Source organism: Herbiconiux daphne (assembly GCF_024979295.1).
Taxonomy (GTDB): Bacteria; Actinomycetota; Actinomycetes; order Actinomycetales; family Microbacteriaceae; genus Herbiconiux; species Herbiconiux daphnes.
Genome location: NZ_JANLCJ010000872.1, coordinates 1 through 505, shown reverse-complemented (window position 1 = coordinate 505; position 505 = coordinate 1). Strand labels below are relative to the sequence as shown.

Annotated in this window: 1 protein-coding gene; it reads left to right on the top strand. The window is 35.0% G+C overall.

The genetic code is table 11. The features are described 5' to 3' along the window. Positions 1-505 (top strand): DEAD/DEAH box helicase family protein (locus N1032_RS28140; protein ID WP_259544050.1); only part of this gene is annotated, 505 nt, incomplete at both ends.

Sequence of the window (505 nt, the reverse complement as noted above, 5' to 3'; positions counted from 1 at the left end):
TCAGGCTGCCGATACATGCATTAAATTAGGGCTTACAGTCGAAAAAATCCTACCGTCAACCAAAAGACTACACGGGCTTGCAGATGTCTATATAGCAATGGAAATGACTCTGTTTAACAGAATAAAAAAAGATGCTTATTATATAGATATAGGGCTCGTTATTATAGACGAAGCGCATTCTCAATTATTCCTTAAGCATATAGACTTTTTTAAGACACAAAAAATATTGGGATTTACAGCGACGCCTATAATCAATGAAAAGCTAACATACTACAAATGCGATCGATGTAAAAACACGTCTTCATTTGAATCTACTTGCTGCAACATGGAAATGATCGAATGGAGCAAGCCTAAGACAATGAGCTTGTTTTATGATGATATAGTGGTAGGTGCTAATATCAATGAATTAATAGAATGCGGTCAAGTTGTTAGGGATTTCAATATTTGTGCTGAAAATAAAGACCTCCAATTACTAAAGATAGATCACACCGGAGATTTTTCAACT